Below are 26,083 nucleotides of genomic sequence, written 5' to 3'. Positions count from 1 at the left end.
TTTTACAATTACTTCATTATAACATTTCTTTAGCTAAAATTGAATACATCAAAAGTTCTAGTCGATATCTTTTTTCACTCTTTTTTTCTTTTTAAATAATATAAATATGAAAATAAAACAAGCTCCTAAAATTGTTATTAGTCCAATGAGAAGATTGTCACTTATAAGACCATGTTTTTTTAAAAGAACAGTTTTCTTTAAAATATTATTGTCGCTATCAAGTATTTTAGAATTAAATTCAGACCTTTTAAAAAAAACTTTATTTTTATCTTTAGCAATAGTACTCGTTTTATTATTTTGACTCCGATCACCATTTTCATTATCTAGAACTTTATCTGGAACTGTTTTAGAATCTTCCATAGTCTCTACTTCTTTGTTAAAAGATAAGTCAAGAGCAGTTATTTGTCCTAAATTTTGACTTTCATCATTTTTTTGAGGAGTTTTGATCAGTTTTTCTTCGCTTACTGTATTTGAATTTTCATTTTTTTCATTCGTCACTTTTGATTTGCTTGGTAAGGTGTAAATTACTGATAGTTTTTGGCTAGTCAGAGAATTGACGTGAGTTTTGTTACTTATGGAATTTAATTGACCTAAAATTGACTCTATATTATTATTTGATTTTACTTCATCAGAAGAATTTGACTGATTATCTTCATTTTGTGGGTGAGAAGTTGAGTTTATAATTGATAATGATGAACTTCTCTTATTTGTTGAGCTTTTAGAGCTTTCTAAAATTGCTTGTGATTGTATTGAAGACACGTTGTTTTCATTTGAATTTGAAGATGGCAAACTATGAGAAACCTCTGAACTATTGTCTCTTTGTGCCTCATTAGATATATATAAACATCCTGTTTCTGATGATTCTGAGTTATTATTTGAATAACTAGTTAGATTAGAGGCAGCAAAATTTTCTGATGACGAATTATTAAAAGTTATCGGATTGTTGATTCCTACTATTGTATTCAGTAGATTCGACTGACTCTCTTTTGGTTGTGAGCTAGAAGTTGTGCTGACAGGTGAACTTATGCTACTTTTTGGGTTAGTAGACATCTCATGGTCTGTTGAGTTTTCTTGAACTGAATTTGAAGAAGAAACTTTCTTAGGATTTTCTGATATATTATTTACTTCACTTGGTCTGGACGAAATAGTTTGATTCGTTTCCAAATTAGGGATACTACTAAGGTTTGAAGAATCTGAACCTAAACTATCATTTGAATCACTATTTAAAAGATCTGAAGAATGAGTTGATGAATTATTATCTACTTTTGTTGCTTCGGAAGAATTAGACTGATTAGTTGCTAATTCTGAGTTGGAAGTTAAACTCATACTTGATGATGGTGAATTTATACTGCTCATTGAATTGCTTGAAACTTCAGAACTTGTTTGATTTGAAGTCGAAACGGCTCCTGAAGTAGATATTTCCGTGCTATCCTTTGTAAGATTATCAGAACTAGATTGATTTATTCCTAAATTATCAACTGTGCTTGTACTGGATAAAACTGAACTTAAATTATTGTTTACGGAGGCTAAGGAATTATTAGCTACTTCTGCTACATTAGAGAAATTTGACGAACTAGTTGTTGATTCCAAAACAGAAGTCGAACTTATGTTTGAGGGGAATAAACTGATACTACTATTTGAATTGGTTGAAGCTTCAGAACTTGTTTGATTTGAAGACAAAAAGGCTCCTGAAGTAGATATTTCCGAGCTATCCTTTGTAAGATTATCAGAACCAGATTGATTTATTCCTAAATTATCTGCTGTGCTTGTACTGGATAAAACTGAACTTGAACTATTGTTTACGGAAGCTAAGGAATTATTAGCTACTTCTGCTACATTAGAAAAATCTGACGAATTAGTTGCTGATTCTGAATCAGAAGTTGAACTTATGTTTGAGGGGGATAAACTGATACTACTATTTGAATTGGTTGAAGCTTCAGAACTTGTTTGATCTGATACTGAATTACTTTCAGTCGGATTTGATGATGGTAAAATATTGGTTATTTCTGAACTATTATTCGTTTCGTTGATATTGGAAGAATTAGAATGCTCACTTTCTTCGTTAGAGGACATACTCGAACCTAATGAGGATTGGTTTGAATCCTTTTCACTATTTGAATTGGAATTGATTTGGTTTGAAGAAGACAAACTATTTGAGTTTTCTGAATCATAACTGATTTCTGCTGTACTGGAAGCTCCTGACTGACTATTCTCTGTTTGTGAGCTAGAAATACTACTATCTAAAGAAGAGATTGAATTTAAAGTATTATCTGTAACACTACTCGCTTCAGATATTGGATAGAGTGAAGCCGAATTTGCCTCTTGTGTCGATTCTGAACTGGCAACATCAACTTGCTCTACTGAATTGGAAGAAGAGACAAGGGTTGTATCTGCATTTTCTGTACTCACAGAAGTCGATTGTGAACTGTCAGAATTTATCCAACTTTTATCAAAAAGACCACTAGAATTGACAGAAATTGTCCGAATTCCATCTGTCGGTAAATCTGATAACTGACCAAATAAAGGACTCGTTTTATTGAATACGTCATCAGCCAAAGTCACTCCAATTCCCAAAGTCAAGCTTTGAACGGGACTCCCAGAAAAGGCCGCTGAATCTACTATTGTCAATGATTCATCAGCAAATTCTATTGTAGTGATTTGGTTACTTTGAAAGGCTTTGGCCATAATTTCTGTGATATTTGAACCCAATGAAAGTTCTGTTAAATTATTATTTGCAAAAGCTCTTGTCGCAATCTTTAGGACAGAATTTGGAAATTCTATACTACTTATGGCGTTTCCAGCAAAAGCATCTGTTTTTATATTTTGGACTTTTGCTCCTAAAATTACTTTTGTCAGTGATTTCTTATAATAGTCAGGAAAAGCTGTTGTTGTTTGAAAGGCACTCGTATTAATATCTACAACATTATTTCCGATAATAACCGAACGAATTCCACTATTTGAAAATGCATAAGTTCCAATTGATGTTATTGCATAGGTTTGACCGTTATTTACAATGATATCTGGAATTACAATATCAGCTCCCGCTAAGCCAGCATAGGAGGCAACTTCAGCTGTCAGTGAAACTTTATCAAGGTTGTAAGTAATTTTTTGCTCATCAGTATATGTAATTTTACCTGTCGTGGCCTCCACCGGTAATTCTGTCAGCAACTGATGATTCAAAAATGTGGGATTAAGAGTGGCTGTCAGTAATCCTACTCCAACAGTCATCGTTATTTTCTTTATCGATTTTTGAGACATAAAAAACCTCCTAACTTTCTATACGAAAAAATGGAGGTTTTGTAACTTTTATTTTTTATTATGATTTTTTTTAGTGTAACGTTTATTTAAATCTTGAGGTTGACGTGCTTCCATAACTACTGGAAGAATCACTGGTTTACGTTTTGTTTGCTCGTATAAAAATTTTCCAAGAGCATCACGGATAGAACCTTTGATTTCTGCCCAATCAAATTCTTTTCCAGAAAGATATTTATCAACAGTTTCGTTGACCAACTCACCAGCTTCACGCATCAGATCACGTGAAGTTTTAACATAAACAAAACCACGAGTGTGAACACGAGATTTGCTGACGATTTTACGCTCAGTCTTAGAAATTGTGATAACGGCAATGAAAATACCATCTTCTGATAGCACTTTACGGTCACGTAAAACAACTGAACCGATATCTCCAACTCCTGAACCGTCAATCATAACATTTTCAGCTTGAATAACACCAGATGGGATCATGTCTCCATTTTCCAAACTGACTGTTTCGCCACGTTTAGCGATAAAGATATGTTCTGGTAAAATGTCCATTTCCATTGCTAAATCAGCATGGGCACTAAGTTCACGATACTCCCCTTGGATTGGAATCAAATTTTTTGGACGGAAGATATCAAGTAAGAATTGCAAATCACGAGCATTCGCGTGACCAGATATTTTCAAATCTGAAGCCAACATTTTCATGACTCCGCCAGCTTTATAGATTTCATTTTCAATACGAGCAATTGTTGTTTCATAAGAGACAGATGGACTTGTAACAGCAAGTACTAAATCTCCATCTTTAATTTTAACGTATTTATGACGACGATGAGCCATGTCTCCAAGAGATTTAAGTGGTTCACCCATTCGTCCTGTTTCTAAAATAACTAACTCATTATCAGCATATTTTTTAATTTCTGCTGGTTTAATAATTGATTTTTTATCAACAATTTGTAATTTGTTAAGACGAGTTGCTGTTTCGATGATTTGGTCCATATCTTCGCCTGTAAAAGCAACACGACGACCAAGTTTAATGGCAGCATCAATCGTTTGTTGAATTCGACCTAAATTACCTGCGTTACAAGCAATAATGACCCGTCCTTCGTTGTCATCAATATAGTCATAAATTTTTTCATAAATTTCATGCTCGCTAGCAGATTGCATTGTTGACAAAGCGTTTGGTGATGACGAAAGTAAAGCAAGGACTCCGCTATTTCCAATTTCAGCCAATCGGCGCATATTGGTACGATAGCCTTTTGCAACAGCTGGATCAAAACGGAAATCACCTGTATAAACAATGTTTCCGTCATTTGTAGAAATAACAATTCCTAAGCTTTCTGGAATTGTATGTGTTGTTGAGAAGAATGAAATGACGGCTTTACCAAAATCAATTTCTGTATCTTCAGTTACAACATGAAAATCGTTGAATTTGCGACTGTCAGCATAATTTTTGACATTAATTTTTGCAAGTTCGATTGTTAATTCTGAACCAAAAACAGGAACTTTTAATTCAGAAACGATATAAGGCAAAGCCCCAATTGAATCAGCATGTCCGTGAGTCAAGAAAATTCCTGCGACACGATCCGCATTTTCTAAAAGATATGTAATATCAGGAATAACAAAGTCAACACCAAGTTGATCCATTTCAGCATATTTAAGTCCTGCATCAAGCACAAAAATTTGCTCTTCAACCTCAACTAAATACATGTTCTTCCCAAATTCACGCACACCACCTAATGGAGTGATTTTAATATTAGACATAAAAACCTTTCTTGTCAGTGTAATTTATAATTTTTTCGATATAAAAAGAATCTGTAAGTTATTGACAAATTCTGTCAGTAAATTTACAGTCCTGTTTTTAGCAATTTCCTTGCCATATTCACTCTCGAAATCGGTCGAGTGGGACAAGCGATATTGAAAAGATAATTCTACTTAGAATTAAAATAAAAGAGATTGGCATTCCAATCTCTACCGAGAATACACTAATATAAGTTTAACCCAAAGCAAGTAAAAAAGCAAGTCAGTTTCATTTTTTATGGGTCTTACTTTTTTTCTAATCAAAATAGCGATATAATGGAAGGTAAGTTTTAAATGACAAGGAGGAAATTTTATGCAGATTACTTTCTTAACACAACTTGATTGGTTAATTCGATTAATATTAGCTGGGGTATGTGGATATGCCATTGGTTATGAAAGAAATAGCCGTTCCAAAAATGCTGGCACACGTACTCATTTAATTGTTGCGTTGAGTGCTGCTTTAATGATTATTGTCTCAAAATATGGTTTTATGGACATCATCAGTACTCATGGAGTCAATCTTGATCCTTCCAGAATTGCGGCTCAAATTGTAAGTGGTATTGGCTTTTTAGGAGCTGGAATGATTTTTGTTCACAATCAATCCGTTAATGGATTGACTACTGCGGCTGGAATTTGGGCAACTTCTGGTATTGGGATGGCTATCGGCTCTGGATTATATTTTATAGGTATTGTAGCTACTTTACTTATTTTACTTTTTCAAATTATTTTACACCAAAATTATCGATGGATAAAATCAGCGACGAGCGATCATCTTATTCTTCAATTAGAAGATTTTGAAGGGCTTCAACTGTTGCAACAACAGCTGAAAGAGGAAGATGTCAAAATTCTTAGTATAAAAGTTGAAAAAAAATCAAATAATTCTTTAAAAACTGAGCTATATTTGAACTTACCAAAAGCTTTTGAAATCGCTTCGTTAATGAGTCTTTTGGAATCGAATGATAAGATTAAATCAATTGAATATTGACCAACTTTTATAAAGAAAAATACCCTAAAAGGGTATTTTTTAATTTCCAATTTTTTCAAGAATTATTTTACTTTCCTCAGTAGTACAAGCTACAAGTGGTAAACGTAAGCCACCAACTTCATATCCTTTTGCATTCAAAACCGTTTTGATTGGAGCCGGACTTGTGACACTAAAAAGTGCATTTATTTTGGGTAATATTTTTCTTTGGATAGCCGCTGCTTTTTGAATAGAGCCCTGGTCTATTTCTGCAAACATTTCAAAAAATTCTTGACCTAGGATATGACTGGCAACCGAGATTACACCCTGACCTCCCAAAGCTTTAGTGTGAAAAGCTAGCCCATCTTCTCCAGTATAAACTAAAAAGTCTTTGGGTAGCTTTTCAATGAGATAAGCCAGATTATCAGTATTTGTACATTCTTTGATGGCAATTACATTTTCCAGTTCTGCTAATCGTAAGATGGTCTCTACCTGAATTTCAGTGACCACCCTTCCTGGAATATTATACAAAATAATTGGCAAATCACTCGCAGTAGCAATGGATTTAAAATGTTGATAAATTCCTTCTTGAGAAGGTTTGTTGTAATAAGGAGTCACTGCAAGTCCCGCATCGATGTAACCAAGTTCAGCAACTTCTTTGACAAATTCAACCGAATCACGTGTGTCATTAGTCCCAACACCTGCAATCAATGGAATACGGCTATCCACTATTTTATTAACCGCAGCAAAAATTGCCAATTCTTCATCATGAGTAAGAGTAGGCGATTCAGCCGTTGTTCCAGCTAAGATAAGGCCTTCCGTATGATTAGCAAGTAAATCCTCAATGAGCTTAGGAAATGCTCCAAAATTAATTTGGCCATTTTCTTTAAAAGGGGTCACTAGGGCCGTGATGATACGTGCATTTTGTAATTTTTCAATTGTTTCTTTTGCTGACATAATTTCTCCTTATGTGTGAGCTTACTGACAAGCTCTTGTCAAGAGGTCAAAAAGAACCTCTTTTTATGCAAAAGAGGTTCTCAAAAGTTCGTCAAAAATGATTTTGATTAGCTCCCCTTTCTGTCAGTACTGACAGAAAGACAGTCTGTAGGATTTAACCACACAGCCCAAGAAAAATTTTGTGACAATTTTTCTTTCGGCAAAGAACGCCGCCATCAGCTTCAGTGCGTTCACCGCTCCACTAACTTCTTCGTCTTCGCAACCTCTAATTTTGTTTGACCTATTATAGCATACTTTAGTAAACGAGGTCAAAAATTTTATTTTTATACAGTCTAGTTTATTATTCTTTCGCAATTAATTGGATGAAATCTTCGATAACACGGCGATTTGGCTCATGAATATTTTTTGGAATTTCTTTAAATTTAAACCATTTCAGCTCTTCAACTTCACTCATTTGTGGTCTTAAACTCCCTGTGAAATCTCGACAAATATAATAAAGGCCTGGCATATAAACTTGGTCCATATTGGGATAAGTTATAAAACGGTCTTGTCCTGAATAAATTCCTAAAAGCTCAAGTTTACCTGCTTTTAGTCCCGTTTCTTCAAATAATTCTCGGCGAGCAGTTTCCTCAAGTTCTTCACCAACTTCTATGCCACCCGCATGTAAAGCCCAAGTTCCGTTATCTTTACGTTTTTGTAAGAGAATTTTTTCATCAGAATAGACAATAACGCCAGCTCCCAGATAAATCAAAAGCTCATGGCCAATTTTTTCACGAATTTTACTGATATAACTCATTTAACATACCTTATTTCAGTTCAAATTTTAACTCATGAGTTGGTCTAACTAAGCCACGCTCATGTAGCGTTTCAGCAATTTGAACAGAATTCCAAGCTGCTCCTTTGAGTAAATTGTCAGAAACTACCCAAAGATGAATCCCATTTGCTGCATCCAAATCACGGCGAATACGACCCACAAAAGTTTCACGACGACCAACTGAATTAATGGCTTGTGGATAAATTTGATGAGCAACATCATCTTCTAAAACAGCTCCTGGGAATTCAGAAATCAAACGTTTAACCTCATCAATGTCTGCTACTTTTTTCGTTTCAACATAAACTGACTCAGAATGACCGTAAAGAACTGGAATTCTGACACAAGTTGCCGAAACCGCAATTGAATCATCTTCCATGATTTTCTTGGTTTCATTTGTCATTTTCATTTCTTCATAAGTATAATCGTTGTCAGTAAATACATCAATTTGTGCAAGCGCATTGTAAGCAATTGGATAATGTTTTTTATCTCCAGCAGACGGTAAAATTTCTGCTGACAATTCTGTCAGTGCTTTTCCATCAAGTGCTTCTTGGAGTTCACGATTTGTTTCATTAATTGCTGATTGACCCGCACCAGAGACCGCTTGATAAGTGCTGACAATTACTCGCTCAAGCCCATAAGCTTGACGAATCGGATCTAAAGCAACCATCATTTGAATCGTTGAGCAATTAGGACAGGCAATTATTCCATTGTGTTTTTCCAAAGCATGTGCATTAACTTCTGGAACAACCAAGGGGACATTAGGGTTTTGACGGAAAAATGAGGTGTTATCTACGACAACAGCTCCAGCTTTTACAGCATAAGGGGCATATTTTTCTGATACTGAGCCTCCGGCTGAAAAAAGAGCAATATCAATACCTTCAAAACTATCCTCAGTCAATTCTTCTACAACAAGCTCTTGCCCCTTAAATTCAACAATTTTTCCTGCCGAACGTTTACTTGCAAGCGCACGTACGGTTTCTATAGGAAGTGTAGATTCTTCTAATTGTTCAAGCATACGTGTACCCACGGCACCAGTAACACCAACGACGGCGATATTATATTGTGTCATAATTGTCTGTCCTTTTCAGTAAATTATAATTATTATAGCGCTTTTAAGTTATAAGGGCAAGAAAAAATCTGCCTTTCGACAGAAATTTTTGTTTTTATTTAAACATAAGTTTAAAGACTGTAGCTGCAATTACTGCACCAACGATTGTGGCAACAACTGGAACCCAAGCGTACCACCATTTAGCGTCTTTATTTTCACCAACAACTGATTGTGGTAAGAAGCTATAAACGATACGAGGACCAAGGTCACGTGCTGGATTCAATGCTGCACCAGTTGGTCCACCAAATGCTGTAACCAAACCAACAAACATTAAACCAATAGCAAGCGCACCAATCATTTTAGATGATGAAGCGCCTGAAACAGAAGCCCAAATTTGGCTTACTGTTGCATTCGCTGTAACATCAGCTCCTTGTTGTTGAGCGTAGCTTGTCATCCATTTGATTGATTCTGCACCAAAGAAGTTCGTTGTAAAACTGAGAATTCCGAAAACAAATACAAACATTCCGATTACTTCATTGATAAATCCGTTGAAAATTGCTTTTCCACGATTTGAACCATTATCCAAAGCGTTGGTTGTTGAAAAAGCGCCTAAAGAAATTGCTCCGTCATTAGTTTTAGCGAAGTATTCTTTATAAATCGCTACAACAAGTAATTGACCAATAATTGCACCAATAAGTTGTGCCAAAATATATTGTGCAACATGTGCCCAAGGGAAATAACCAGCTGAAGCGAGTCCAATTGTAATTGCTGGGTTAATATGTGCACCTGAAACATTTGCAAAAGCAAGTACAGGAACTAAAATCGCAATTCCGTATCCCCATGCAATTGCAAGACCACCCATGCCCTCATTTTTAGAGCCTTTGAGGGTTACCCCAGCAATTGTACCATTACCAAGCAAGACGAGAAGCATAGTTCCCAATCCCTCAGCAATATATTTTGTCATCCATGAAACATCCATGATAATTTCCTTTCTATTTTAAAAAATATATAAAGATGTTGACACTTCAATTTTATCATATTTTTCTTAACTCTTGCTAATAATAACATCGAAAATATGATTAACTCCTACAATAGATTGTTTATATATTTTTTCAGCATTGTATTCATCTGATTATAACAAGATTTTTTTATTAATTATTTTAATCGTTACGTAAAAAAAGCCCTCTTTCGAGGGCTTTTAAAGGCACTAAAAGTGTGTCAAAAAGGTTCACACAATTTGACAAATACTCACGCTTCCTGCGCGGAAAACCCAATTTCCCAGTATTCCTTAGCTTCGAAATTCTACAAAGTAGAATTATTCGACTCATCGCATAGTTAAATTTTAACATATTATGCTAAATGAAACAAGAAGCCAATCAAAATTCCTACCGTTCCCACAAAACTAAGGAAACAAATAGTAAATCCTATCGTAAAATAATTCTGACCATATCCATTATAATGAACCCTTTTAGTTCTTTTCCCACGATAAATGATTAAAAATATTACTGACAGAACCGTCAGTAAATATTGGATTGCTGATTTTGTCCATACATTAAGTTCAAAATTGAAGCTACTCCCACAATAATTGCAAGTAAAATCCCCATCTTATTTCCTTTCTATTTTTTAATTAAAATTTACTGACAGACTTGTTTGTAATCAAAAGAGCTCTGACAAAAAATCAGAACTCCTTTTTCAATATTAGTCAAGCTCTTTGTATGCTTTAACTACATTTTCAGCAGTAAATCCGTAAGCTGGAAGAACGATATTTGCTGGTGCCGAAGCGCCCCAAGTATCTACTGTAACTGTTGCACCATCAAGTCCAACATATTTACCCCATCCGTAACTTGTACCAGCTTCAATCGCTAAACGACGTCTTACAACTTTTGGTAAAATTTCTTCGCGATAAGCTGAGTCTTGTTCATCAAAAATATTCATTGAAGGCATTGAAACGACACGAATGCCAGAACCCAAAGTCTTCTTGGCTTCAAGAGCCAATGCTACTTCTGAACCAGTCGCAATGATGATTCCTTCAAGTTTTCCTTCTTCTTTTGAAAGAATATAAGCCCCACGATTCAGACCTTCTTCAGCTAATTCGTAAGTATCAGGTAAAACTGGAAGATTTTGACGAGTCAAAATAAGTGCGGTTGGGCGGCTTTTACTTGATGCAGCACGACGCCATGCAGCCACTACTTCATTTCCATCAGCTGGACGAATTACATCCAAATTAGGAATTGAGCGAACAGAAGCTAATTGTTCAACAGGTTCGTGAGTTGGACCATCTTCCCCAACAGCAATGGAATCATGTGTCCAAACATAAGTGACTGGCAAGCTTTGTAGAGCAGCCATCCGAACAGAAGGAAGCATGTAGTTTGAGAAGACGAAGAATGTTCCGCCATAGACACGAGTTCCACCATGCAAAGCAATTCCATTCATAATAGCTCCCATCGCAAATTCACGTACACCAAACCAAATATTACGTCCAGCATAGTTATCTGGCATGAAGTCTTCTTCAACTTTAACCATTGTATTATTTGAAGCCGAAAGGTCAGCAGACCCGCCCCAAAGATTTGGCATTTGAGCTGATAATTCTTGGATAGCTTCTTGTGAAGTTACACGGCTGGCCTTGCTTGTTTCCATTTCATGCTTGGTCAAAGTAAGCTCTGGCGTTTCATTTTCAAAAGATTTTGCGTATTGCTCAGCAAGCTCAGGGTATTTTTCAGAATAATCATCAAAAGTACTGCGCCATACTTGCTCCATCGCTTCACCACGCGCAACTGTCGTTTCTAAAAAGCGTTTTGATACTTCTTCAGGAACTGTAAATTCAGGATAATCCCAACCATATGCTTTCTTGGCAAATGCAACACCTTCAGCTCCAAGAGGAGCTCCGTGAACTGCTGAAGTTCCTTGTTTTTCAGCACCAAAACCAATGACTGTTTTAACTTCAATGATTGTTGGTTTAGATTTTTCAGCTTTAGCCACTTCAACAGCTGCTGCGATTTCTTCTAAATCATTTCCATCTTTTACCAATAAATGTTGCCAGCCATATGATTCAAAACGTTTTTGAATATCATCAATAAATGACATAGATAAGTCACCATCTAGAGAAATATTATTTGAATCATAGAAAAGAATCAATTTACCAAGTTTCAATTTACCTGCAAGTGAAGCTGCTTCTTGTGAAACACCTTCCATCAAATCACCATCACCATTTAAGGCGTAAGTGTAATGGTCAACAATATCAAAACCAGGTTTATTGTATTGTGCTGCTAAATGTGCTTCAGCCATTGCCATTCCGACAGCATTGGCAATTCCTTGTCCTAAAGGACCTGTTGTTGCTTCAACACCATCTGTATGATTAACTTCTGGATGTCCCGGTGTTTTTGATTGCCATTGACGGAAACCTTTTAAATCATCAGTCGTTACATTATAACCTGCCAAATGTAATAAACTATATAACATTGCAGAACCATGACCAGCAGACAAGACAAAACGGTCACGATTTGACCATTTACGACTTGTCTTAGGGTTCACATTAAGAAATTTGCTCCAAAGTACATAAGCCATTGGTGCAGAGCCCATTGGAAGTCCAGGATGTCCTGAATTTGCTTTTTGAATCGCATCTAATGATAGAGTACGAATCGTATTTACAGCCAATTGATCAGTAGTATCAAACATAAGATTTCTCCATATTTTTTATTTATACTCACATTATAACACAAGTTAGAAACGGTTTTCATTCTCTGAAATTAAAATTTTTTTCTTTTTTTATGTTTTTATATGAAAATCTTTTTAATTTTGGTGGGAAAGGTTGCGGTTGACCTGTTTTATAAATCTTCAAAAAATTTATTTTTTCAATTATAATTCTTTGCTTTTTGAATTAATTTTATCTCTTCTATTCAAAATCAAACTCGTCATTAATACAATCAAGAGAAAAATTATTATAAAGGAAATTAATGCTATTGATCCAGCTTTGCCAATTACCCCAAGCAATCCTCCTGAAACAATATAATCTGAATCTGCAAAGGTCGATGCAGAATTCGCTCCAAACGAACCTAAGGCAGGCAGAATTAAAAGTGGACCCCAAGCTAGCAGTAATCCATTCGCTGTTGAGCCGATAATCGCCCCACGCAAACCTCCAAAAGCATTACCATAAACTCCTGCTGCTCCTCCACAAAAGAAGATACCAACAACACCAGGAATAATCACAGTTGTTCCTAAGCCAAGCATTATTAGCATAGAAATAACTCCAACAATAAATGAGACAAAAAATCCAATTAAAACAGCATTGGGCGCATAAGGAAATACTATCGGAACATCTAATGCTGGTTTGGAGTTAGGAACAAGCTTTTTAGCAATCCCTTGAAATGCTGGAATAATTTCTGACAAAATCATACGAACACCTTGAAGAACAACCACAAATCCTGCTGCAAAAGTCCCTGCTTGAATGACCGCATAGACAATATAATTAGTTCCAGCAGACAAAGCTGGACTTTCAACAAAATGAGGACCTGCAATTAAAGCTAAAATAATATAGACAACCATCATTACTAGAGAAATAGAAACAGTAGAATCTCTCAAAAACCCAAGGTTTTTAGGGATATTTAATTTTTCAGTTGATTTTTCTGGATCCTTATTTCCAAATTTTTCTCCAAGCCAACCGGATAGAGCATAGCCCATATTGCCAGTATGGCCCATTGCAACTCCATCATTACTAGTGATCTTCCGCATATAGCGTTGAGTTAGAGCGGGTGTGATTGTCAGCAATGTTCCTTCAAATATTCCTCCTAACAAGATTGTCAACCAACCATTTCCTAGTCCAGCAGAAATAAGTACAACAGCTGACATTGTTGATACATAGAGCATTGCTTGCCCAGTCAAGAAAATATATTTAAATCTTGTAAAACGTGCAAGTATTACATTGACAATAAATCCCACAATCATAATTAAGGCTGCGGGTGTTCCATACTTCACTAATGCTAAAGCAACCACCGCTTCATTGGATGGCACAACTCCCTTAGCATTAAAGACATGTTGAAACATCGTTGCAAAGGGATTCAATGAGGTAACTAATATCCCCGCACCCCCAGTCAAAACCAAAAAACCTGCAAATGTTTTAATTGAACCTTGGATAACTGTACTTGCTGTTTTTTTCTGCAAAATCAATCCCAACATTGCAATTAATCCAACTAAAAGCGCTGGAGTAGTTGCGACTGATACAATAAAGTTTAAAATACCATTCATTTTATTTTTCTCCTCTAGTCTAGAAAAATTTTGTACTTTATAGATTCGATTTATTTTTTCTTATTGATGACTTATGTTATTTTCATCAAGCACTTTATAAAGTGCTTCACGCGCAACTTCTTTATCAATAATTGACTGAAGTGGCATAATTTTTTCTGTGGGAATATTAGGAAGAGCAGATACTAATGTTGCCTCAACAAAAAAATAATCCGCTGCATCTGGTGTTGCTGACCCAACATCCATATGCTCCAATTCGAAATTATCAATATTTACTCCTGATTCTTCTAATAATGACTGAATGTTCATTTGAACCATAAAACTCGTTCCTAACCCAGATTGACATACACATGCAAATTTCATATTATTTTTCTCCTTCTTCTTCTAAAAGTATTTGTTCAACTTCTGTTGCATTTGTTGCTGCAAGTAACTGACCCAAGCGTTCTTTATTTGATAATATCTTAGTAAGGGTTGATAGAGCTCTAAGATGGGTCTCATTATCAATAGCTGCTAAAACAATAAAAAGTTTAATTTCATGCTTATCATCGTTCATTAACTTTACTGGATGTTCACATCTTAAAAATGACATTCCTAATTTTTTGACCCCTTCCTCTGGACGAGCATGAGGAAGGGCAATTCCCAATCCTAAGTCAATATAAGGGCCGAAAGCTTCTACTTTATCAATAATAGCTTTGATATAACGCTCTTCAATTTCATGTTTATCAAGAAGGGGCTGTGCAGCTAATTCAATTGATTCTTGCCAGGTCAATTCTCTATTGGTAAAATTTATTTTTTCTTTTGTAAGTAAATCTGTTAGCATAACTCCTGATAGTTTCCCTTCTTTTCTAGTACGATTTAATTTTTTTTCAATAATTTTTATTAAATCCAGTTTACTTGCTGGTTTTTTTATAATAATGTAAGGTTCTATTGAATCTATAATAGTTTGAGCAGATGGTTTTATAAAACCTGGGAGCTGAAAATCTTGTAAAACTTGATTATAGAGCTTATTTTCTTCACGCTGCTCTGGAAAAGCTGACATAAGATAAACTTTTTTGTCTGACTTTACAGGAACCGTTGAAAAAATAATATCATATGAATTTATAGGTAATTTTTCAAAATGAGAGACACGAGCACTCAGAATAAATTCCATTGCCGGGAATAAACTCTCTAGTCTTTTTTGCATAATTAAACTCGAACTGATTCCATTTACACAGAGTACAATTGCTTTTAATGATTTACCTGAGTACTTATTTTTATAGATCTCTCCACCAAATAAAATGACAAAATAAGCTTTCTCAGATTCTGAAATTTCACCGACCTCTTCTTTTAATGGTTGAAGGACGTTATCCATCAGTAAAAACAAGGAGTGGTACTCTTTTTTTATCCGTTCAAGCAGGACATTTTTTAATTCAAAATGATTTTTTAATCGATAGTATGCAGGAGTTAGGTGAGCTAATAGTGCCATAAAGGTCTTTGTGAAATCATCGAATTCAATTGCTGCTAATTTCATAACATTTTCCATAATGCTAAAGGCCATTCGGTATAAACCATTGTCTTGCTCAATTGTATTTTTTCCATCCGACATCCCAATAATTAATGATTTGAGTAGCTCATTAATATTTTCACTCCCCTTTTCAAAACCTCTACACTTGAGCAAACTTGCAAACAGTAATGTCGAAAGATATCGACTATAAACAATCTCAATCTGTAGTTCTTGCATTATCTTTTTCAATAGCTGATTATTCTTAAAAATAGTTAATGGATCCTTATCATTTAAAACTTTTGATAAGGTATAAAATCCTGCGTCCTCAGATAAATTTTGCAAATAATACCAAGCCTTCTCCTGTAAAATTTTCTCCTCAAAATTGAGGGAAAATCCTTTTTTTCTTGAATATTCAATCTGAATATTTTTGCTCATAAGCTCCTCTCTAAGTTTTTTTAAATCACTTAAAACCGTATTTTTACTTACTTGAAGATATTTTTGAAAAAGAGCAATTGAGAAGGAAGATTCATTTGTAAAAATAAGTAAATAAATAAGGGAGCGCCTTTCAACTTCTGATAAAATAAATGTCTTTTGATTGATAGAATAACGAGTTTCTTCAAAATTTTCTATTTTATCAGAAATTGCTAAGCATTCATTTTTATATTCCAATTTTTTTAAACCTTGATTTTCAAATTTTTGATTAAATTCCTCCAATATTCGATAAAATTTTTCTTTATCTAGATTAGTGACCTCCAATATTCGCTCTAATTTCCATAATTTATGTTTTGAAAAAAAGAGAATGTCTAAATCATAATTAATCATAAAAACGCTCCCTTGTATTTTTTATTATAACTCAATTATTTTACCAAAATATAGCGCTTACAGTCCAAATTACTTTTACTAAATAAAAATAATTGGACTGAACTTTAGAAAATAAAAAAACTCCAAAAAATGAAGTTTTTTATTATTCAAAAGGGAAAATTAATAGCTAATTTTTATTTCTTAGCTGCCTTAAATGCTGCCATAAATTTCTTGGCATTTTCAGTAACCCCACTATAATTGTTGTTGGCTGCTGGAGCTGTAACCCCACCTCCAGCACTTACAGCTACTGCTCCTGCTGCAAACCATTCAGCAACATTATCAACATTTACTCCTCCCGATGGAAGGATATTAATATAAGGAAATGGACCTTTTAAGTCTTTTATCATTTTGGGACCTGTAATATCACCTGGGAAAAGTTTGATTAACTCTGACCCATACTCTAAAGCTTTTTGAGCTTCGAGTGGAGTTAAAATTCCCGGAACATAGGGAATCTGATAAAGATTACATATCTTTGCGACTTCTTTGTTAAAACTTGGACTGACAATAAATTGAGCCCCTGCAACAATGGCCAAACGAGCAGAGGTCGGATCTAAAACTGTCCCTGCTCCGATCACTACATCTGTTCCTAGATACTTGGCTACCAAATCAGAAATAACTTCGTTAGCTCGCGGGACTGAATAGGTCAATTCGATAGAAGTGATTCCTCCTGAGACGACAGCTTCTACGATTTTTAATGCTTTTTCGCCACTCTCAGCTCGGACGACCGAGACGACTCCTGATTGAATCACTTTATTTAATAATTCTGCTCTTTGCATGACTACATCTCCTTGTAAAATGCTTTTAGTTCTTCTTTTGTGGGATAACCTTCACTATCTCCTGAGCTTTGAACTGCTAATGCTCCAACGGCACAGGCGCGCTTGACGGCTTCTTTTAAGGTTTTTCCTTCAAGTAAGGCAGACTCAAGACCAACGGCGAATCCGTCTCCTGCTCCAACCGTATCAACAACTTTTGCTACTTTAAATCCAGAAACAAAATATTGTTCACCATTTTTTAATTTTACAAAAGCACCATCAGCGCCTAATTTGACAACTACAATCTTTGTGAGAGTGCTCTGCTCAAGGTAAAAATCAGCGATTTTTTCTGGTTCGGATGAACCGGTCAAGATTTCACCTTCATTTATTCCTGGCAGAATGATTTGACTTTGCTTTGCTAAATCATTGATTGTTCTTATCATTTTTTCTTGATTATCCCAAAGTACAGGTCGTAAATTTGGATCGAAAATGGTTAAAATATCTTCTTCATTTAATTTTTGATTGAACCCTTGAAATGTTTTTAAACTAGTTTCTGAAAGGGCTGGAAAAATTCCTGAGAGATGCGCAATTTTTATCCCTGATAAATCTAGAGCTTTTAGTTCAGCAATGGATAAATTGGCCGCTGCAGAATTTTTGCGATAATAATCAACTTTTGGGTCGCCCTCACTTACTTTTTGTTTTAAATAAAAGCCTGTTGAATAGTTTTTATCTTTGGTGAGATAGGTCGTTTCAATCTCCGCTTTTTTGACTGATTCAATAATAAAATTCCCAAATGAATCCTCTCCGACTTTAGAAATATAAATTCCTTTATGTCCTAGACGACTCAAACCAATCGCAACATTTAGCTCCGCACCAGCTAAATATTTGCTGAAATGCTCAGCTGCATCTAAACTTATATCTTGATTTTCTGAGGCAAGAACGACTAAAGGTTCGCCAAGAGTTATAAATTCAGTCATTGCTTAGAGTCCTCATCTTTGAAAAATCCAAAATAATCATGCACATTATTATAACTAATATCTTCAATCATTTTTCCAACAAGTGCTTCATTATCAGGGATTCTACCATTTTCAATCAACTGTCCAACAAAATTACAGAGGACGCGACGGAAATATTCATGACGTGGATAACTTAAAAAGCTCCGTGAATCTGTCAACATTCCGACAAAATTGGACAATAAACTTTGTGAAGCAAAAATCTCTAATTGGTTTTCCATTCCTTTTTTGGTGTCATTGAACCACCAACCAGCTCCAAGTTGTAATTGTTGCACTCCTTCACCTTGAAAACAGCCAATCATTGTGGCTAATTCAAGCCAATCATTTTGATTAAGGGAGTATAGAATGGTTTTTGGTATGGTTTCAAGTTCTGCTGCTTTGCTAAAGAGTTTGGTTAATTCCTCAGAAATATTAGCTTGAGTTCCCATGCTATCAAATCCAGTATTTTCACCAATTTTACTTAAGGCTGGGCCATTGATAGAACGGTTGACGTTAACATGGAGTTGCATTGTCCATTCAAATTTTTTATTTAATTTCATAATTTCAAGGATTAATGCCGTAATGTATTGATTATATTCTAGGTCTGCTAAAGTTTGATTTTCTTTGGCTTTCTGAAGGATAGAATCTAAATCCACATTTTTAGTTTCTGCAAAAGTATAGGTAGATAAGGAGTGGTCAGACAAACGTCCACCAAGGCTTGTGAAAAATTCAAATCTTTGTTCAAGTGCCTTAATCATCGTCTTAAAACCTTTTATTTCAATTCCAGAAACTGCTGACAGCTCTGTCAAATAGTCTGCAAAATGTCCGTCAGTAATCGAAATTAAATGGTCTGGTCTTAAAGCTGGCAAAACTTTGAAATCTTTTTCCTCTTTGGCTAATAATTCATGATAAGAAAGCGTTGAAATAGGGTCATCTGTTGTACAAACAACTTTTACCTGTGAATTTTTAATCAATGCGCGTGGTCTGAAATCATCTGTGGCAAGCATTTGGTTCGCTTCATCCCAAATTTCTTTGGCTGTCTCGCTTGAAATCAACTTATCAATATGGAAAAATCGTTTTAATTCCAGATGAGTCCATTCATAAATTGGATTACCAAATGATTTTTCGAGTGTTTTAGCAAATGCTAAAAACTTTTCATAATCCTCTCCATCGCCAGTAATTAAGTTTTCAGGAATACCATTCGCACGGAGCAAACGCCATTTATAATGATCCCCACCTAGCCAAATTTGTATTAAATTTTCATATTTTTTATTTTCATAAATTTCTGCGGGTTCAAGATGGCAATGATAATCAATAATTGGCATTTTTTCTGCATGTTTGTGAAAAAGCATCTTGGCACTTTCATTCGTTAGTAAAAAATCTTCTGATAAAAATTTCATGATTCTCCTTTATTACTATTAAAAGTTAATTCAACTTCGTAAGTTTTTGATTCATTTGATTTTAAGCTGATATTTCCTTCTTTTTGCAAGAGTTCTTGTTTTTGATTGAGAATATCAGGCAGTCCTTGGAAGGGTTCAATACAGAGGTAAGAAAGATTTTCGTCTTCTTTTGTCCACAAGCAAAGATAAGGAAAATCCGCCATTTTCATGGTCATTTGATAATCTGTCTCTTGTGAAAAAAGTTTCACCTCCTCGATTTCATTGTCAAAAATGACGAGCCCTTTTTCAAAGAATTCTCTTTCAAGTGGAAAATTACTGACAGCTTTATTAATTTCTATGATTTTTCCCGAACGATAAGGAAATGGATTTTTGACAATTTCAAATTGTTTTAAAGTCTTATCCTTAGTTTCAAAGGAAATCTGGTAATCTTCAAAATTTGCTGATAGGTTAAAAGCTGGATGAAATCCTAAGGCAAAAGTCAATTTTTTTACTGACAGATTTTTTATTTCAAATTGAATCTTCAATTTTTTACTGACCAGTTGATAAGTGACTTTTAATTCAAATTGAAAAGGGTAGGATTGATAAGTTTCCTCGTTATCTTTTAATGACAAACTTATCTGGTCTTCTTTCTGGTCAATAATTTCAAAGAAATAATCTGAAGCAAAACCATGTTGTTGCATCGGATAAATCTTCTGGTTCAGCAAATATTCATCATCAGTTGAACGTCCAATAGCCGGAAATAAAATTGGGGCATGTTTTGGCCACTCAGAGCCATTCCAAATAAAATCAAATTTATTTTTATTCTCAATTACATGAGTTAATTCAGCCCCTTTTGGATTAATTTGAACAGTAAGCTCATTATTTTTTAGTGTTAACAATTGATTTTCCATCGTTTTTCTCCGATAAATTTACTGACAGCGCCTGTCAGTAAACTTTTAAGCTTTTGTCATTAAATGTCTGCTTGGTCAGGCCAACATTTTTCATAAGAGTGACCTGTCAGTAATTCAACGACCTGACGTGTTTCAAGAGTTACATCAGCTTTTGAGCCTCCTTCTTCAAGACGTTGCAATTCTGCTTTTAAAATATCATGATTGGCTCGATTAAGTTTAAAGGTGCGAGCTGCAATTAATGCGGCTGCTAACAAGCCAATTGGAACAAAGATGAAAATCAACATAATTCCGTGCTGAATACCTAATGGCGTATTTGCATGAGTCGTCATTGTTGTGGAATTAAATCCAATTTCTTCAAGAGCCCAACCAGCAATATATGTTGCAAGTGCCCCTGTTGATTTACGAAAGAAAGTCATGACAGAAGCATATACGCCCGCTTTATCACCATGTGTAAAAATTCGGTCAACATCGGGTATAAAAGGGAAAACATTCCAAGGAGTAAATTCTAAAATTCCTCGTCCAAGTTGATAAATAATGGAAACAATCACAAGCATCCACATTGGATTATTAATCCCTGTCAAATAGATAACAAAATAACCTAACATGGCCACAATAATCGCCAAATAACTCAAAGTAAATAAATATTTCGGACCACGAGTGACCATTAATTTTACTGCGGCAATAGTCGATAGAATACCAAATGCTGAGAGTGCTTGGAGAACCCACGGAGCATTGGCAGATGTTCCGGACAATCCAATCACGATAAAAGTTGGGAGTAGTGTAGAATAGAAATCTTTTCCAGTAAATGAGAGGAGATAAACCAATAAATGTTTTCTGAATGATTTATTTTTGAAAGTGCCAAAGTAATCTGTCACTGTTTTTTTCATAAATCCACTAAATCCAAGTCGTGGTTGAGCATCTAATTCTGCTAGAAATTCTGGAGTTAAAGGACGTTCCCAGCTTGCTCGCCATGAAGTGAAAATGGCAATGACAAAAATGACTGTCCAAGTAATTCCCGTATAAAGATAAGCATTAGGATTATTAAATGACTTAAGTACAGCTAAGGTAAAGAAGACAATGGCCGTTCCAGTTGCTGAAATAAACATTCGACTCCCTGAAAGAGTGGTTCGTTTTTTATAATCAGGCGTCATTTCCGTAGGCAAGGTTTCCCAAGGAATTAAAATCATGGAAATTGCTACCTCAATAGCAACATAAACCCAAAGATAATATTGCCAACTGCTAGTTGAAATCCAAAACATTGGAAATAAAATCGCAAATAATATTCCGCCAAGTGCAATAAAGAAATGACGTCGGCCATATTTTCGTCCTAATCTTGTTCGATAAAAACGGTCAGTAATTGCCCCAAAAAAGAGGGACCAGATGGCATCAATAATCCGACCAATTCCCAAAACTGCTCCTGTAAAAAGAGGACTAATTCCTTGTGAAAGAACAAAGACAAAGATAACTCCTGAAACAATGTTATTCCAGCCTCCGCCCATTAAATCAGTCAAACCGTAAAGAAGACCACGCCTTGTATTGATTGCTTTTGGGGTATAAACCCATGAAGTTTTTTGTTTTTCTGCCATTTTAAACAGATTCTCCTATTTTTATATTTTTGTCAGTGAAAATTGACAAATTTTTCCATAAACTTTGTTAATTTGTGAACTTTGTGAAACGCTTACTCCAACGTTTTAATTTTAGCGGAGAGTATTCTCCGCACATTTTTTCACAAAAAGTTCTTTAAAATAGATTTCTTCATATCATTTTTATTTACTGATTCGTTTTCTCAAGCGCCTCCCAAAGCCCATTAAGATAACTTGCTCCAAGTGCTCGGTCATATAAACCGTAGCCTGGGCGTCCTGTTTCTCCCCAAATCATTCGACCATGGTCTGGACGAATATAGCCATCAAAACCATTATCATACATGGCTTTCATTATTTTATACATATCAAGCGAACCATACTCCGACAGATGAGGAGCTTCATAAAAATCTTTTTCACCACTTGGCAAAAATTTAATATTCCGCACATGTGCAAAAGGAATTCGGTCTCTTTTGACAAATTCAGCCATAATTTCATAGACATTATTAGCTGGATCTTCAGCAATCGACCCCGTACAAAGCGTAATCGCGTTTGACGGACTATCTACAACATTACATATCCAATCTAAATCTTCCCGATTTTTCACCACCCGAGGAAGCCCAAACATCGGATAAGGAGGGTCATCAGGGTGAACCGCCATTTTAATCCCAACTTCTTCACATGTAGGAATGATTGCTTTTAGAAAATAAGCAAAATTTTCACGCAATTTATGCTCATCGACATTTTTGTATGCCTCAAAGAGTCCTCTGACTTCTGATAATCTTTCAGGTTCCCAACCTGGGAGTGAAAAGCCACCATCCGCTGCTTGAACGCGGTCAATTATCTCCTGAGGGTTTGCTGGAATATCCCCAGCAATAAAAGCCATAGTTTGTGAATTATCAGATAAGTGATAATCCAAATCTGATTTCAACCAGTCAAATACAGGCATAAAATTATAGCAAATCACTTCAATCCCAAACTCAGCAAGATTTCGAATCGTTTCTTTATAATTCTCAATATATTTATCACGAGTTGGCAAACCAATTTTGATATCATCATGAATATTGACAGATTCAATTACTTTTAAACTTAAACCTGCGGCTTCAATTTCTTCTTTAAGTGCTTTGATTCTCTCCTTTGGCCAAATTTCTCCTGCTGGAATGTCCATAATCATTCCAACGACTCCTTTAACACCTGGAACTTGGGCAATTTCAGAAAGTTTTATCTTATCTGCATTTGAACCAAACCAACGCATTGTCATTTCCATTTTTTTATTCCTTTATCTTATTTATATAAAATCAAATAGTGTGCTATAGCTTCCCACCAAGCGGTAAGACCTGCTGAAAGTTTTACGTCAATGATTTCGTAATTTTGATTTTGCAAATCTGCCAAAACTTTATTTAAAGCTTGATTAAAAAGTTGGTCAGTTTTTTCTTTTCACAATTTGGCAGAAATGAAAAACTGATAGCAGTATTTTTACTGACAGTTCAAAATTAAACATTCTGTCAGTAAATTTTCAGATATTTTTTACTGACAGTTCTAAATAAGTAGCCTGTCAGTAATTTTTTCCGTGTTCTTTTAGGACGATTTGCAGTGTCTTAAGCACTGCTCCTTTGCCTTGAAGCATTTGCTCAAAGTAATTTTCAATCTTTTGAGCTAGCCCTGTTTGGTACATCTCATTTGGAAAAATTTGGTGATTAGATAAGATAGGTTTTAGAATTTCATGAATTTCTTGCTGACTACCATCTAATTTTACCTCGGCAACAAAAGCTTGCAACTCTTCAAGAAGAGGGTCAGGACTTGGAGAAAAACTTTCTAACTCATCATTAATTCCGATTAAATAACGGCACCAAGCAGCAATGACTAATGGAATAAATTCCAATTCTTTAACAGAAAATCTTGGATTGGCAATATAGTGTCCAATCGTTACGCCATAGCGAACAGGAATTTTTTGTGACGTATCTGCCGCAATTCTCTGTGGTGTATCTGGAATATTTTTATTTGGTAAACGTTTAGTCAATAACTGGTCAATAAAATCTTTCGGATTGATAATTTTCGGATTCTTAACCACAGGCAAAGCCTCGCCATACCCCAAATTCTTAACAAGTGCTAACAAATCTGGATTGGCAACTTCTTCCCAAATTGAATGATAATCTAATAAACTTCCAAAAATAGCTAAAGCGGTATGCAAGGGGTTCAAACAAGCGGTAACTTTCATCTGATCAGCATCATTGACTGTTTCACGATCAGTCAAGATAACTCCAGCTTTTTCTAATGCCGGCCTGCCATTTGGAAAAGTATCTTCAATCACTAAATAATGAACTTCTTCCGTATTACCAAAAGGAGCAATATTTGTATGTTTTTGACTATGTAAAATTTCTGTATCCTCAAAACCATCAGCTGTCAGTAATTTTGCAACTTTTTCAGACGGATTGGGTGTAATTCGGTCAATCATTGACCAGGGAAAACTGACTTTTTTAGGATTGATAAGGTAATCATAAAAATCTTGTTCTACGATTTCATTTTCCACCCAAGCTTTAGCAATGGTCAAAATCGCTTCTTGCAATTTCAAACCATTTTCTGAAAAATTATCTGTGCTCACCATGGCAATCGGAAATTTACCAGCTTTAAATCTTGCATAAAGGAGATAAGTAACGGCTCCCATATTGGTTTTGGGCTTGCTTCTTCCTTGCATATCTTCAAGTGCCAAAGGCGTCAATTGATCTTTTGAATCCCGTAGTGAATAACCTTTTTCTGTAATCGAAAAAGTCGTCAATTGCAAAGACGGATTTTCAAAGACTTTTGTTAAATGAGCCCAACCCTCGGTATTTTCTGCATTAAAATAAAAACTTTCAGCAACACTCGCAATCAATTCTTTGTCAAAAGTTCCATCTGATTTCATTGTCACTGACAGAAAACGATTATTATATGCCCGATAGATTTTATCAATTACCTCATCATCATAAGTTTCGGCCACAATAAGACCTGAGTTGAGTTCTCCTTGATTGAGTAAGTCTTGGGCGACAACCGCATGGAAACATCTAAAAAGATTTCCTCCACCAAAGTGGACCCAGACTGGATTATCAGCTGTTGACTCTATAACTTTGTCTTGATTAAAGTTAGGAATTTTAATTTTCGCTTTTTTAAATTCCTCAGCTTTTATCAAATAATCATCAAGCAATTTCACCATGATTTCTCCTTTAAACACCAAAAGTGATATATCAGTTTTTCTTCTACGAAAACTAGTATATCACTTTTAAGAAACCGTTGTCAAGAATATATTAAAAAAAAGACATTATTTTAAAAGAATACCTTTATTATTTGACTTTACCGCCCCTCTGCTCTATAATTACAGAATGAATGAATTGAATTTTAATCTACAGAATCAGGCCTATAAACAAATTACAGGCAAAATTCTCAGGAATGAATATCGTCCTGGGCAAAAAATTTCACAAAAAAATATCGAAATTGATTTGCAATTAGGCCGAACTCCTGTCAGAGAGGCACTTCTTCGTTTACGTCGTGATGGACTCATTTACAGCATCCCTCAATCAGGAACCTACGTCACAAAAATTGATTTAGATGCTGCCATCAATGCTCGATTCATTCGGGAAAATTTAGAAGCCAAAATTGTTTCCGAAGCTGCGGCTTTAGAGAATAATAATCTTTTACTCAACCAAGCGCGTGATGCAATTGAACTTCAAGAACAATATGCTGCTAAAGCAGAATATCACAATTTTTTTAATGCTGATGAAGAATTTCATAAAACTTTTTATTTAATGACTAATCATGCCCAAGTCTGGGACTGGCTTCAAACCATTAATATTCAGTTCAATCGTTTCCGGTGGCTACGCCTTGCGATTTCTGATTTACCATGGAATACCTTGATTGAGCAACACAAGGAAATACTCTGCGCTGTTGAAAATCATGATGGAGAAAAAGCTGTCACAGCAGCTGCCAAACATTTGCACTTGATGTTTGACGAAGAAATGGCAGTTTTACAAGCTTTCCCTGAATACTTTGATAATTTACCCGAATAAAAAAACTCTGAC

The 26,083-nt window shown here is 35.2% G+C and carries 19 protein-coding genes and 1 riboswitch; of the genes, 2 read left to right on the top strand and 17 right to left on the bottom strand.

Features of this window, described 5'->3' with window-relative positions:
- Positions 1-57: 57 nt before the first annotated feature.
- Positions 58-3,258: a leucine-rich repeat domain-containing protein gene (locus tag IAE52_RS03905; RefSeq protein ID WP_109991090.1), complete on the bottom strand. Its 3,201-nt coding sequence runs from the start codon at positions 3,256-3,258 to the stop codon at positions 58-60.
- 48 nt (positions 3,259-3,306) lie between these two features.
- Positions 3,307-5,019 carry a ribonuclease J gene (locus IAE52_RS03900; RefSeq protein ID WP_003129410.1) on the bottom strand — a complete coding sequence of 571 codons (1,713 nt, stop codon included), beginning with the start codon at positions 5,017-5,019 and terminating at the stop codon, positions 3,307-3,309.
- Between the two features lie 349 nt (positions 5,020-5,368).
- Between IAE52_RS03900 and IAE52_RS03895 the strand changes: the two genes are divergently transcribed.
- Positions 5,369-6,040, top strand: coding sequence for an MgtC/SapB family protein (locus IAE52_RS03895; RefSeq protein WP_015426767.1), 672 nt, complete (start codon positions 5,369-5,371; stop codon positions 6,038-6,040).
- Positions 6,041-6,079: 39 nt separating this feature from the next.
- On the opposite strand, the gene dapA is transcribed toward IAE52_RS03895, so the two are convergent.
- The 15 genes from dapA to IAE52_RS03820 all read right to left on the bottom strand — a co-directional run bounded on the left by dapA (position 6,080) and on the right by IAE52_RS03820 (position 25,221).
- Entirely contained in the window at positions 6,080-6,973 is an 894-nt protein-coding gene (dapA, locus tag IAE52_RS03890; protein WP_109991091.1) for a 4-hydroxy-tetrahydrodipicolinate synthase, read from the bottom strand.
- 100 nt (positions 6,974-7,073) lie between these two features.
- A riboswitch (Lysine riboswitch) is annotated at positions 7,074-7,249 on the bottom strand.
- Positions 7,250-7,313: 64 nt separating this feature from the next.
- Entirely contained in the window at positions 7,314-7,769 is a 456-nt protein-coding gene (locus IAE52_RS03885) for an NUDIX hydrolase (protein WP_003129415.1), read from the bottom strand.
- 10 nt (positions 7,770-7,779) lie between these two features.
- A complete protein-coding gene (locus IAE52_RS03880) occupies positions 7,780-8,856 on the bottom strand; it encodes an aspartate-semialdehyde dehydrogenase (RefSeq protein WP_109991092.1) in 1,077 nt (358 codons plus the stop codon).
- Between the two features lie 94 nt (positions 8,857-8,950).
- On the bottom strand, positions 8,951-9,814 hold the full coding sequence (locus IAE52_RS03875; protein WP_003129417.1) for an MIP/aquaporin family protein: 864 nt from the start codon (positions 9,812-9,814) through the stop codon (positions 8,951-8,953).
- 719 nt (positions 9,815-10,533) lie between these two features.
- Positions 10,534-12,510 carry a transketolase gene (gene tkt, locus IAE52_RS03870; RefSeq protein WP_109991093.1) on the bottom strand — a complete coding sequence of 659 codons (1,977 nt, stop codon included), beginning with the start codon at positions 12,508-12,510 and terminating at the stop codon, positions 10,534-10,536.
- Positions 12,511-12,690: 180 nt separating this feature from the next.
- On the bottom strand, positions 12,691-14,076 hold the full coding sequence (locus IAE52_RS03865; RefSeq protein ID WP_058203067.1) for a PTS ascorbate transporter subunit IIC: 1,386 nt from the start codon (positions 14,074-14,076) through the stop codon (positions 12,691-12,693).
- A gap of 60 nt (positions 14,077-14,136) precedes the next feature.
- Positions 14,137-14,436, bottom strand: a complete 300-nt coding sequence (locus IAE52_RS03860; protein WP_012898229.1) for a PTS sugar transporter subunit IIB — start codon at positions 14,434-14,436, stop codon at positions 14,137-14,139.
- Position 14,437: 1 nt separating this feature from the next.
- Entirely contained in the window at positions 14,438-16,378 is a 1,941-nt protein-coding gene (locus tag IAE52_RS03855; RefSeq protein ID WP_033898664.1) for a PTS sugar transporter subunit IIA, read from the bottom strand.
- 173 nt (positions 16,379-16,551) lie between these two features.
- Positions 16,552-17,193 carry a bifunctional 4-hydroxy-2-oxoglutarate aldolase/2-dehydro-3-deoxy-phosphogluconate aldolase gene (locus IAE52_RS03850; protein WP_017864827.1) on the bottom strand — a complete coding sequence of 214 codons (642 nt, stop codon included), beginning with the start codon at positions 17,191-17,193 and terminating at the stop codon, positions 16,552-16,554.
- 2 nt (positions 17,194-17,195) lie between these two features.
- On the bottom strand, positions 17,196-18,146 hold the full coding sequence (locus IAE52_RS03845; protein ID WP_109991094.1) for a sugar kinase: 951 nt from the start codon (positions 18,144-18,146) through the stop codon (positions 17,196-17,198).
- A complete protein-coding gene (uxaC, locus tag IAE52_RS03840) occupies positions 18,143-19,561 on the bottom strand; it encodes a glucuronate isomerase (protein ID WP_109991095.1) in 1,419 nt (472 codons plus the stop codon). The genes IAE52_RS03845 and uxaC overlap by 4 nt, the downstream gene beginning before the upstream one ends.
- Positions 19,558-20,451 carry an aldose 1-epimerase family protein gene (locus IAE52_RS03835; protein ID WP_109991096.1) on the bottom strand — a complete coding sequence of 298 codons (894 nt, stop codon included), beginning with the start codon at positions 20,449-20,451 and terminating at the stop codon, positions 19,558-19,560. The genes uxaC and IAE52_RS03835 overlap by 4 nt, the downstream gene beginning before the upstream one ends.
- A 59-nt stretch (positions 20,452-20,510) precedes the next feature.
- Positions 20,511-22,037 carry an MFS transporter gene (locus IAE52_RS03830; protein WP_012898235.1) on the bottom strand — a complete coding sequence of 509 codons (1,527 nt, stop codon included), beginning with the start codon at positions 22,035-22,037 and terminating at the stop codon, positions 20,511-20,513.
- Positions 22,038-22,221: 184 nt separating this feature from the next.
- Entirely contained in the window at positions 22,222-23,298 is a 1,077-nt protein-coding gene (uxuA, locus tag IAE52_RS03825) for a mannonate dehydratase (protein WP_033898667.1), read from the bottom strand.
- 288 nt (positions 23,299-23,586) lie between these two features.
- The gene (locus tag IAE52_RS03820; RefSeq protein ID WP_109991097.1) at positions 23,587-25,221 is read right to left on the bottom strand and encodes a mannitol dehydrogenase family protein; all 1,635 of its coding nucleotides are present in this window, start codon (positions 25,219-25,221) and stop codon (positions 23,587-23,589) included.
- A 166-nt stretch (positions 25,222-25,387) separates the two neighbouring features.
- On the opposite strand from IAE52_RS03820, the gene IAE52_RS03815 reads away from it, so the two are divergent.
- A complete protein-coding gene (locus tag IAE52_RS03815) occupies positions 25,388-26,071 on the top strand; it encodes a GntR family transcriptional regulator (protein ID WP_033898670.1) in 684 nt (227 codons plus the stop codon).
- Positions 26,072-26,083: the final 12 nt, after the last annotated feature.

The organism is Lactococcus sp. S47, from assembly GCF_016517475.1.
GTDB classification, from domain to species: Bacteria; Bacillota; Bacilli; order Lactobacillales; family Streptococcaceae; genus Lactococcus; species Lactococcus lactis.
The sequence above is the reverse complement of the archived record's forward strand: the minus strand, read 5'-3'. Positions and strand labels throughout refer to the sequence as shown.